The organism is Pseudoalteromonas sp. S3178 (assembly GCF_005886985.1).
In the GTDB taxonomy this organism is placed as follows: Bacteria; Pseudomonadota; Gammaproteobacteria; order Enterobacterales; family Alteromonadaceae; genus Pseudoalteromonas; species Pseudoalteromonas carrageenovora.
The window spans coordinates 90,044-100,824 of the sequence record NZ_PNCW01000006.1; the positions used below are offsets into that span (position 1 = coordinate 90,044).

Below are 10,781 nucleotides of genomic sequence, written 5' to 3' on the forward strand. Positions count from 1 at the left end.
GTTAACTCTCCAACCCACTTGGGTAATTAGTTTGCCAGCGCCATGTATCGTTGGTCATGTCGCTAAGTGTTAGTTCTGCGTGCCAGTTAAGGGTGTTTTGCGCTTTTGTGGCATCGGCGTAATTACAGGCAATATCGCCCGCTCGGCGCGGTGCACTTTTATAAGGAATATCTTTATTGGCTGATGCGCTAAATGCTTTGATCATATCAAGCACTGAATAACCTTGGCCTGTGCCTAGGTTGTAAGCATGAAAGGCGGTATCTGTTTTGTGCTGCATAAAGGCCGCTACATGGCCTTTAGCTAAATCTAAAACGTGAATATAGTCGCGTACGCCTGTGCCATCTTCGGTGTCGTAGTCGTCACCAAAAATATTAACCACCTCGCGTTTACCTACCGCAGTTTGGGCAATAAACGGCATTAAATTATTTGGAATACCATTTGGGCTTTCGCCTAATAAACCGCTTGGGTGTGCGCCTACTGGGTTAAAGTAACGAAGTGCTATACCCATAAATTTGCTGTTAGCCTTACATACGTCTTGCATGGCTTGCTCAACCATCACTTTAGTCCAACCATAAGGGTTAGTAGCGCGTATAGGGTGTTTTTCATCAATAGGCAGGTAGTCTGGCTCGCCGTACACAGTGGCCGATGAGCTAAATATAATGTGGTTAACGCCTTCATCTTGCATGTTTTGTAGCATGCTTAATGTGCCCGACACATTGTTTTGGTAATAACGCAGTGGTTGCTCGGTTGATTCACCAACCGCTTTTAGTGCTGCAAAGTGAAATACAGCCTCAGCTTGGGTGTGTTTAAGCGCAAGTTTAAATTGCTGCTCGTCTTGAATATCACCTAGGATAAACTCAAAGCGAGTGCCTGTAATCTTTTCGAGCTGGTCAAGTACGCGGGGGCTCGCATTAGATAAGTTATCGTAAATAACAGGCGTAATACCCGCCTCATGTAATGCAATACATGTGTGGCTACCTATGTAACCCATACCGCCAGTAACTAAAACTTTCATGTGTTTTCTCGAAAAGTGTATTTATATGATAAATACTACTATTAAGGTGATTTAAAAACAATAGTTATGATTGCGCGTTATTACAAATAAAAGCTTAAAAAACGTACATACCTTACAGAGGGTAAAGCATACAAATATATTGTTTTATAAGCGCTAACAAATACTTAGGTTTATCAATTAATTCTATAAACTGATTCTCTTATCGACCTAATTATCACCACAGATAAGCAGTGCTAATATAAATTGATAAACAGCGGTCATCGCAATACGTTTAAACGTTTGCCCATAAAGTGCACTGTGCGTTGAATAACATTTAATAAATTAGGAACGATCAACATGAATAAAACAATTTTATTAACCGGTGCTACTGATGGCATAGGCCTCGAAACAGCAAAAATGTTACTAGCCCAAGGTCACACAGTATTATTGCATGGCCGTAACCAAGATAAATTAAATAACGTACAAAGTGCCTTAAATGAGCAATACCCGCAGGCAAGCACTGCAACCTACGTTGCTGATTTAAGCGATATGGCGCAAGTACAAACATTGGCGCAAAGCGTTCTGAGCGATTTACAACAAGCAGATAAAATACTTGATGTACTTATTAATAATGCAGGTGTGTACAAGCTTGCTGATATAACGACAAAAGAAGGGCTTGATGCTCGTTTTGCAGTAAATACCATTGCCCCTTATTTACTTACCAAGTTGTTATTACCTGCTATGAATACTCAATCTCGCGTTGTAAACGTATCATCAGCTGCGCAATCAAGTATTAACTTTGAGTCCTTAGTAGGTAATAGGCCACTGTCAGATAGCGTTGCGTATGCACAAAGTAAATTGGCTATTACTATGTGGTCACGCCATTTAGGGCTTGCGCTCAAAGGCACAGGGCCACTAGTTGTATCGGTAAACCCTAAATCGTTACTAGGTAGTAAAATGGTTAAAGATGCATACGGACTTGATGGCGGCGACCTAAAATTAGGCGCTGATATTTTTTGCCGTGCAGCATTAAGCGATGAATTTAAAGAGGCAACAGGCCTTTACTTTGATAACGACGCAGAGTGCTTTGTTCCTCCACATCCGGATGCACTTAACAACGCTAAAAACCAGCAGCTTGTTGATACCTTAGATTCTGTATTAGCGCAGCTTAAATTAGGTAATGCATAGTGAGTGAGCAAATTACCTGGACCGTAGAAGGCCAAATTAAAGATGGCAAGTACGATCAGTTTTTAGAGGTAATGCAGCAACTTATTACCTCTGCTAAAAGTGAAGCAGGTACGGTGATGTATGAGTGGACGATGAGCGAGAATAGCCGCAGCGTACATATTTATGAGCGTTACCAAAATGAAGCCGCAGCAAAGTTACACCTGCAAGGGTGGGGCGAAAGCGGCCCGTTATTTTTAAGTGTGGTTGATATGCAACGAGTGACTGTTTACAGCCAGCTTAGTGAAGAATTTGCCAAAGCCTTTGCAGGTCCAAACACTGTATTTATGAAGCCTTTAGGTGGGTTTGTAAATTAGAAAGTAGTAAACGTTTTACCCTTTGTTGATCTAAAGAGCTCACCTCATCAGTGAGCTCTTTTTTCGTTTATACAATACTATTCTTGTTGTAAACGTTCGTAGAGCCAATCTTTTAACTCAGAACGGTCATGCTTTAGCTGGTGCATTTGTTCATCGCTGATCGGGGCATCTTTAAGTTCTAATACTCTTATTTCTTTGTCTAGCTTGTCGTACTTATCTGCTTTTTTTGCAAACTCGGTATCGCTTTTATTTAGCTCTGCAATTGTATTTAGATATTGCGGGAAGTCATTGGTGAGTGAGTGGTCTTCGCCTAACATATTCGCTCCTTAGTAGGAAAAATGAGTTACTTAAGTGAATTACTGTCTTGTCATATATTACTCTGGGGTTTACTCAATCATAAATCAACCATAGGAAGCTTAAATTGATATAGCGCAACGATTGCTTTGGATTTTGTTTAATAGCTACTTTAAAAGTAGATTAAGAGGATGATTTTTACGCTTCATTATCAATATTATTTTGAAACAGATTGTATATTTAGCTTTATTATCATTTATATCAAGTGAAACTACAATGAAGCCTCATTACAAGATTACACATCAACAAATAACAGAGGCAATACCCATGAAAGCAATGACAATTAATAATTTTGGTGGCACTGAAGAATTTGTAGCAGCAGACGTTGCAAAACCACAAGTAACAGCAGGCAACGTGTTAGTTCGTATTGCTGCAACGAGCGTAAATACAATTGATATGATGATTCGTCAAATGGGTGCTGACCTACCATTTGCTCCAAAGTTACCTGGTATTTTAGGTATGGACTTTGCGGGTACCATTGAAGCAGTTGGTGAGGGCGTAACAGAATTTGCAGTAGGCGACGAAATTTACGGTTGTGCGGGTGGACTAGGCGACTTACCAGGTGCACTTGCAGAGTTTATGCTTGCAGATAAGCGTTTAATTGCTCACAAACCTAAAAACCTAACAATGAAAGAAGCGGCAGCTATTCCACTTGTAGGTATTACAGCACTTGAAGGTTTAACACGTGCAAATGTAAGCGCAGGCCAAAAAGTATTAGTGCACGGTGGAGCAGGTGGTGTAGGCCATTTAGCGGTACAACTTGCTAAGCATTTTGGCGCAGATGTTTACTCAACGGGCGGTAACGCTGAGCAGCTAGCCCTTATTGAAAGCTTTGGCGCAACAGGCATTAACTTTAAAGACGAAACCGTAGAGCAATACGTTGAAAAACACACAAGCAACGTTGGTTTTGATATGGTGTTTGACACAGTAGGCGGCGGTAACCTGACTAACTCTTTTGCAGCGGCAAAATTAAATGCTCAGGTATCTACAACGCTTTCTTTATTAGAGCTTGATTTAAGCCCAGTACATTTTAAAGGGTTATCGTTAAATGTAATCTTTATGCTTATTCCAATGATCCACGACTTTAACCGTCAAGATCATGGCGACAAACTAGCACAGCTTGCACAAATTGTTGAAGCAGGCGGGATGCGCCCAGTACTTGATGAGCAATCGTTTACACTTGCAGATACTGCTAAAGCACACGACCGTTTAGCTAGCGGCCAAGCAATGGGCAAAGTGGTAATTGACGTACAATAATGCATTAAAGCCGGCTTTTTAGCCGGCTTCTTTATAATCCTCATATACCCTTAAAATATAGCCCTAACGCAAGAAAAACAAACCTCATTTATATTGACGAATTAATAGTGATAGAATGCAACGCTTGGCGCCACCTACGTAACATGAGTGGTCGATAATTTAATAAGGTCGTTGTGTAATGCTGTTAATGATCGATAACTACGATTCGTTTACGTATAACCTAGTACAATATTTTCAGCGCTTAGACCAAGAAGTTTTGGTAAAGCGTAATGACGAAATATCTGTTGCACAAATAAAGCAACTAAACCCGCAGCATATTGTTATTTCACCTGGGCCATGTACGCCTAATGAGGCGGGCGTATCACTGAGTGTTGTTGAGCAGCTAAAAGGGCAATTTCCTATTTTAGGCATTTGCCTAGGGCATCAAACTATCGCGCAAGCATTAGGCGGTGACGTAATTAGAGCCAAAAAAGTAATGCACGGGAAAACATCGCCCATAGTGCATACTAATAAAGGTGTATTTAAAGGTTTGGTAAATCCATTAACGGTATGTCGTTATCATTCGCTGGTGGTTAAGCATCAAAGCCTACCGAGTGAATTAGAAATAACAGCATGGAGCCAAACCGAGCAAGGTGAGTTTGACGAAATTATGGGCTTACTTCATACCGAGCTTGCAATAGAAGGTGTGCAGTTTCACCCTGAGGCAATTTTAACTGAGCATGGTTTGCAATTGCTTGATAACTTTTTAACTCGCTTCTAATGTTATAATACAAAACGCATTTTATATTAATTGAATGGATGCCATGACTGAACTTGTAACCCAGCAGCGTATTGCCAAAGTATTAGACCAACGAGCACATGATTTATTGCTTGGGCACAGCTTTGCACATCAGCAAATTGGTTTCATTCATACCCTTGATATAGATTACGGCGAACCGATGAAGCAGCGCACCTTGTTGCAGGTTGAAGTGGCCGCGCAACAAAAGCGCCAGCAAAGCAGTACAGCACATCATAAATATCGTGCACAAGCGAGTGAACAGCTGCATAAAGTAATCGAAACCGCAATTTTTAAACAGCTCGAAGATATGGACGGTGTTATACACAGCACCATAGGTATTGAAGACGGCATTGCCAGTATACTCGACATACTTGCAGTAAAGTCGGCATCTGTTGGGCGCCTTGAGCCCTTAGTTAACGATTTAAGCTGGCTAGGTCGCGAGCTTGTAACCTTGGTTAATTTGCCTTATTACCGTAATCAACGCAGCAAAAACACCTCAGTTAAAGTAGACAGCCCCGCATTGGCGCTTCGTTATATTGGGCTTGATAACTTGCAGTTAGTCATTCCTACATTTGCAGTACGTCATTGGATGCCGCACAGTACTGATCCATTTTCACTTTTAAAGCGCAGGTTACGCGACAGCGCGATGGCCAATGCTATTGCAGCACAAAAAATAGCAGAGCTTAACGAGGTAAACCCCATACATGCTTTTACTTTGGGTATGTTATTAGATGTAGGGCGAATTGCATTAGTACGTTTATATTTAAAAACGTTTGAGCAGGTATGGCAGCGCAAAGTACAAATAGCACGACAAGAGCAACAAAAAGACTTACACACCGCTTTATTAGAGCTAAAACCCGACCCGCTATTTTTAACTACGTTACTTAGTAATAAGTCTTTAGCGATAAGCGCTCAAGTTATTGAGCAAATGGCGTTTAAGTATTTACCGTTTAAAGGGGTAATGCAGCAACTTGTGCATGGTGTAGATAAAAATGACGAAATGCTACCTTTAACCAACATTATGCTAAAAGCACGTTGTTACTCTCAATATCTCAATTTAAAAGAGCACCAACTTATTGAGCCCGACGAAACACTGTCGTGGTTTTCGTATTTTAAGTTCACTAAAACGGAACTAAAAACCCTTCAAACAAGTAATTTTACCAATTTAGCTATTCAAATTGACTAAAAATCTGAATTTTTTGTTAATTTTTTTGCGACTAATCATTCATCCTACACGCTTTCCTATAGTAACTTATTAGCGCTTAAAGCTAGCCGCAGTTCAATGCGCAGCCGCAAAGAGGCTAAAATGCGGTGGTTATTCACTTTGCTAATAGTTATTCACTATCTATGAAATAATATCCCAAGCCCTTTATTTTCAAGGGGTAGATGAAAGTTTTTAACGAGACAGTACTCATTTATTCTGAAATAATGTGCGTCTGAAAATTGAACCACAAAGCAATTTTGCGCAATTATCAGAGTCTGATTTTGCCTATAAAGTTGGTTACAAATATTAACCAAACACCTATTTTGATGTTTTGTGTTGCTCACAATTAAGAGGAAATAAAATGACAGTCAATCGCGAATTATTTGATCAAGTAATGGTTCCTAACTACGCACCTTCAAGCGTAATTCCTGTTCGAGGCGAAGGCTCTCGTGTATGGGATCAACAAGGTCGAGAATTTATCGATTTTGCTGGTGGTATTGCAGTTAACTGTCTAGGCCATTGCCACCCTGCATTAGTAGGCGCATTAAAAGAGCAAGGCGAAAAAATTTGGCATCTTTCAAATGTAATGACCAACGAGCCAGCACTTCGTCTAGCTAAAAAAATGGTTGATGCTACTTTTGCTGACAAAGTTTACTTTGCCAACTCTGGCGCAGAAGCAAACGAAGCCGCACTTAAATTAGCGCGTCGTTTTGCACTTGATAAATTTGGCGCAGAAAAATCACAAATCATCGCATTCAACAAAGGTTTCCACGGTCGTACATTCTTTACCGTAACTGTTGGCGGCCAAGCGGCATACTCAGATGGTTTTGGCCCTAAGCCTGGCGACATTGTTCATTGTGATTACAACGACCTAGCTGCTTTTGAAAAACTAATTAGCGACAAAACATGTGCAGTAATGATGGAGCCACTTCAAGGTGAGGGCGGAATTGTTTCGCCAACTGATGAGTTTGCTCAAGGTGTTCGCGATTTATGTACTAAGCACAACGCACTGCTTATTTTTGATGAAGTACAAACAGGTGTTGGCCGTACTGGCGATTTATACGCATACCAAGGCTTAAACGTAGTACCTGATATTTTAACTTCAGCTAAAGCACTTGGCGGCGGTTTTCCTATTGGCGCTATGATCACAACTACTGAGATTGCACAGCATCTTAAAGTAGGTACTCACGGTTCTACATACGGTGGTAACCCACTAGCGTGTGCTGTTGCAGAAGCTGCATTTGATACTGTAAATACACCTGAAGTACTTGCTGGCGTAAAAGAAAAAGCCGCGTTATTTAACGAGCTACTTGCAGCGGTAAACGAAAAATACAACGTATTTAGCGAAATTCGTGGCCAAGGTTTATTAATTGGTGCAGTAGTAAACGAGCAATATAAAGGCCGTGCTAAAGAGTTTTTAGTAGCGGGTACTGAGCAAGGCTTAATGTCATTAGTGGCAGGCGCTGACGTAGTTCGTTTTACTCCTTCACTAGTCATTACCGAAGCAGACATTCGCGAAGGTATGGCACGCTTTGAAAAAGCAGTAGCAAGCGTAGTAAACGCATAAGCTACCTAAGCCAAGTAATTAAGGGCAAACCCTGTTTGCCCTGTAAATCCTATTTACCGTTATTTATAAGGGAGCAAGCGGACTCATGATGATCCTTCGCCCAATCCAGCAAAATGATTACTCAGCATTACTGAAAATTGCCCACGAATCAGGGCATGGTTTTACGTCTTTGCCTTTAAATGAAGAGCTATTACAAAAGAAGATTGACCATTCAGTAAGCTCATTTGCTAAACAAACGTCACAACCCGGTGACGAAGGCTACTTGTTTGTTCTTGAAGATAGCGAAACCGGTGAAGTAGTTGGCACATCTGCAATAGAAGCAGCTGTAGGCCTTGATGATGCATTTTATCATTACCACTTAAGTAAAGTGATTCATTCATCACGCACATTAGACGTATACAAAGCGGTTGATATTTTAACGCTGTGTAACGACTACACCGGTGCAACAGAATTATGTACGCTATTTTTAAAAGATGGATATCGTAAAAACTGTAACGGTAAACTTCTTTCAAAAGCGCGCTTTATGTTTATTAAGCAACATCAGGCACGTTTTGCACAAACCGTAATCGCAGAAATGCGCGGTGTGTCTGACGAAAGCGGCAGTAGCCCTTTTTGGCAGTGGTTAGAAGAGCACTTTTTCTCAATGGACTTTCCTACAGCCGACTACCTAACAGGTATTGGCCAAAAGGTATTTATTGCAGAGCTAATGCCAAAGTACCCAATTTACGTAAACTTGCTAAGCAAAGATGCGCAAGCGGTCATTGGTAAAGTGCACGACAACACACGCCCAGCTATTGAGCTTTTAAAAAGCGAAGGTTTTACGTTTAACGGCTACGTAGACATTTTTGACGCCGGCCCAACGGTTGAAGCAAAAGTAGATAACATTGCCACTATTCGTAATGCACATAACTTTAAAGTTGAAATAGGCGAAGCGTCAGGCGACACCATGGTGCTTTTAGCCAACGAAAAGCTTGAAGGTTTTAGAGCAACTGTAGCGCCAATGTCGTATGACAACAGAGCAGACAGCCTTGTTTTATCGCAAGAGTTAGCCGATGCATTGCAACTACAATCTGGCGATATTGTTAGCGCAACCCCAGTTTAATTTAGGAGAAAGTATATGACTCATCCTGCACAATTTATTAATGGTCAATGGTCACAAGGCCAAGGCACAGAATTTAACTCAGTAAACCCTGCAAATAACGACGTTATTTGGCAAGCATCATCAGCAACTGCTGATCAAGTTGATGCCGCTGTAAATTCAGCGCGTGAAGCATTTTACGCATGGGCTGATAAAAGCTTTGCTGAGCGTTTAGAAATAGTTAAAGCATTCGCAGCACAATTAAAAGAAAACAGCGAAGAGCTAGCTATTACTATTGCTCAAGAAACTGGTAAGCCACTATGGGAAACGCGCACTGAAGCGGGCGCTATGGTTGGTAAAATTGCCATTTCTGAAAAAGCATTTTTAGAGCGCACTGGCGACGTAGAAAACGCAATGCCACTAGGGCGTGCCATGATCCGTCATAAGCCACATGGCGTGGTCGCGGTATTTGGCCCATATAACTTCCCAGGGCATTTACCTAACGGGCATATTGTTCCTGCGCTTTTAGCGGGTAACACGGTTGTGTTTAAACCATCAGAGCTAACACCAAAAGTTGCCGAGCTTACGCTTAAACTATGGGAAAAAGCAGGTTTGCCAGCAGGTGTTATTAACCTTGTTCAAGGTGAAGTAGAAACGGGTAAAGCCCTTGCTGCTCACAAAGGTATTGATGGCTTGTTCTTTACTGGTTCTTCACGCACTGGTCATATTTTACATGAGCAGTTTGCAGGTCAGCCGGGTAAAATTTTAGCGCTTGAAATGGGTGGTAATAACCCACTTATTATTACCGACGTTGAAGATACCAAAGCAGTTGTACACGATATTATTCAATCTGCATTTATTTCAAGCGGCCAGCGTTGTACGTGTGCACGTAAATTGTTTTTACCTAAAGGTAGCAAAGGCGATGCAATTTTAGAGCGCCTTATCACTGCAACAAAAGCCATTAAAGTAGGTAACTACGATGATGCAGATCAGCCATTTATGGGCTCTATGATCTCATCAGCGGCAGCAGCAGGCATGGTTAAAGCACAAAGCGAGCTAGTTGCACTTGGTGGTAAAGTATTAGTAGAGCTTGAGCACACAGCGAATACGGGCTTTGTAACGCCAGGTATTATTGAGTGTTCAGCAATTGGCGACTTCCCAGATGAAGAACATTTTGGACCACTTTTAAAAGTATTCCGTTTTGAGAGCTTTGACCAAGCAATTGATAAAGCAAACGACACAACGTTTGGTTTATCAGCTGGCTTACTAAGCGACAGCGAAGCAGACTACGACCACTTTTTACGTCGTATTCGCGCAGGTATTGTTAACTGGAACCGCCCAATTACTGGCGCATCAAGCGCAGCACCATTTGGTGGTATTGGCGCGTCGGGTAATCACAGAGCAAGTGCGTATTACGCAGCTGATTACTGTGCATACCCAGTTGCTTCTGTAGAGCTTGAAAAAGTAGCGATGCCGGCAACATTAAGCCCAGGCTTAAAAATAGATTAAGTACTACTTAATTACTACAAAAGCAGCTTCGGCTGCTTTTTTTGTATTGCTATCGCGCAAAGCTAGTAATTAGCAGCACTTTCTGCTTAAATCTAATCAATTAACGTTTTTAAGGTGACAGTAATGGTTTTAGACAGGCAAGGGTACGATGATTTGATCATGTATCTAACTCAAAATTTAGCTTTATTTGAGAAGCCAGGCGAAATTAAACCAGGTGCACCTACGGTTATGGAACTAATTGAAGACGTAATAGCCCATAACGTTATGCTTATTTGTGAGCAACACACAAACCTTAATACCGAACAACGCAGTCAAATTGTGCGTGAAGTTGACGGCATAGTTTACGATTTACAAGAAGTCCTCAGTAGCATTACCTCACAGCCTGTTACGGTTGAACAGCATGCCTTTATAGACGAGTTTGCAAGCTTAATTAAAAACTTGTTCGATAGCGCAGTAACTCAAGAGTCTTAATTTTTAGTTAACCTGAACTCTGGTTAAG

The 10,781-nt window shown here is 41.3% G+C and carries 11 protein-coding genes; 9 read left to right on the plus strand and 2 right to left on the minus strand.

Annotation, left to right across the window (positions count from 1 at the left end; all coding sequences use genetic code 11):
- Position 1: 1 nt before the first annotated feature.
- Positions 2–1,015 carry a UDP-glucose 4-epimerase GalE gene (gene galE, locus CWC11_RS01615; protein ID WP_138681318.1) on the minus strand — a complete coding sequence of 338 codons (1,014 nt, stop codon included), beginning with the start codon at positions 1,013–1,015 and terminating at the stop codon, positions 2–4.
- A 336-nt stretch (positions 1,016–1,351) separates the two neighbouring features.
- Between galE and CWC11_RS01620 the strand changes: the two genes are divergently transcribed.
- On the plus strand, positions 1,352–2,182 hold the full coding sequence (locus CWC11_RS01620) for an SDR family NAD(P)-dependent oxidoreductase (RefSeq protein ID WP_138681319.1): 831 nt from the start codon (positions 1,352–1,354) through the stop codon (positions 2,180–2,182).
- Positions 2,182–2,535, plus strand: a complete 354-nt coding sequence (locus CWC11_RS01625; RefSeq protein ID WP_138681320.1) for a putative quinol monooxygenase — start codon at positions 2,182–2,184, stop codon at positions 2,533–2,535. The genes CWC11_RS01620 and CWC11_RS01625 overlap by 1 nt, the downstream gene beginning before the upstream one ends.
- 77 nt (positions 2,536–2,612) lie before the next feature.
- Here CWC11_RS01625 and CWC11_RS01630 read toward each other — a convergent pair whose 3' ends face one another.
- Positions 2,613–2,852 (minus strand): HP1242/YdcH family protein, encoded by a 240-nt coding sequence (locus CWC11_RS01630; RefSeq protein WP_058549258.1) that lies wholly within the window; start codon positions 2,850–2,852, stop codon positions 2,613–2,615.
- A gap of 304 nt (positions 2,853–3,156) precedes the next feature.
- Here CWC11_RS01630 and CWC11_RS01635 point away from each other — a divergent pair, with 304 nt between their 5' ends.
- From CWC11_RS01635 to CWC11_RS01665, 7 genes are all read left to right on the plus strand, one after another.
- Positions 3,157–4,146, plus strand: a complete 990-nt coding sequence (locus CWC11_RS01635; protein WP_138681321.1) for a zinc-dependent alcohol dehydrogenase family protein — start codon at positions 3,157–3,159, stop codon at positions 4,144–4,146.
- A gap of 178 nt (positions 4,147–4,324) precedes the next feature.
- Positions 4,325–4,906: an anthranilate synthase component II gene (locus tag CWC11_RS01640; protein ID WP_138681322.1), complete on the plus strand. Its 582-nt coding sequence runs from the start codon at positions 4,325–4,327 to the stop codon at positions 4,904–4,906.
- A gap of 43 nt (positions 4,907–4,949) precedes the next feature.
- Positions 4,950–6,110 carry an HDOD domain-containing protein gene (locus CWC11_RS01645; RefSeq protein WP_138681323.1) on the plus strand — a complete coding sequence of 387 codons (1,161 nt, stop codon included), beginning with the start codon at positions 4,950–4,952 and terminating at the stop codon, positions 6,108–6,110.
- Positions 6,111–6,489: 379 nt separating this feature from the next.
- Positions 6,490–7,695 carry an aspartate aminotransferase family protein gene (locus tag CWC11_RS01650; protein ID WP_058549262.1) on the plus strand — a complete coding sequence of 402 codons (1,206 nt, stop codon included), beginning with the start codon at positions 6,490–6,492 and terminating at the stop codon, positions 7,693–7,695.
- 85 nt (positions 7,696–7,780) lie between these two features.
- Positions 7,781–8,797: an arginine N-succinyltransferase gene (gene astA, locus CWC11_RS01655; RefSeq protein WP_058549263.1), complete on the plus strand. Its 1,017-nt coding sequence runs from the start codon at positions 7,781–7,783 to the stop codon at positions 8,795–8,797.
- A gap of 15 nt (positions 8,798–8,812) precedes the next feature.
- Positions 8,813–10,282, plus strand: a complete 1,470-nt coding sequence (gene astD, locus CWC11_RS01660) for a succinylglutamate-semialdehyde dehydrogenase (protein ID WP_138681324.1) — start codon at positions 8,813–8,815, stop codon at positions 10,280–10,282.
- A gap of 123 nt (positions 10,283–10,405) precedes the next feature.
- Positions 10,406–10,753, plus strand: coding sequence for a DUF3802 family protein (locus CWC11_RS01665; protein WP_058549265.1), 348 nt, complete (start codon positions 10,406–10,408; stop codon positions 10,751–10,753).
- Positions 10,754–10,781 lie beyond the last annotated feature (28 nt).